Source organism: Citrobacter sp. TBCS-14 (genome assembly GCF_005280805.1).
In the GTDB taxonomy this organism is placed as follows: Bacteria; Pseudomonadota; Gammaproteobacteria; order Enterobacterales; family Enterobacteriaceae; genus Citrobacter; species Citrobacter gillenii.
The window spans coordinates 316-612 of the sequence record NZ_SZWM01001108.1 but is presented as its reverse complement, the minus strand read 5'-3'; the positions used below and the strand labels follow the sequence as shown (position 1 = coordinate 612).

Here is a 297-nt window from a genome sequence, read left to right as displayed (position 1 = left end):
GAGACCCGACGGGCAGGTAAAATGGTATATTACCGTATTGAGGATAACCGTATCATGACGTTGTTAAATACCTTATATGATCTCTACTGCCCGCAGGCAGGCACCGGTAAAGGAAGCCATAACAACGAATAATATGATCCTGCTTTCCCCGTAAACCGTTTTATCCGTGCATCATTAACCCTGTTCAGGCTGTGAAATGCCAGACCGGAACCTGCGATACCTTAACGGGAAAACAACAGTGGTCCGGATATACCAGCCGATGATGCCCGTCACGGACTGTATTTCTCGTTCACGCAT

At 47.5% G+C, this 297-nt stretch carries 1 pseudogene; it reads left to right on the top strand.

What is annotated here, in order from left to right:
- A pseudogene (locus FDX22_RS32070) lies at positions 1 to 132 on the top strand (transcriptional regulator); the annotation flags it as partial.
- Positions 133 to 297 lie beyond the last annotated feature (165 nt).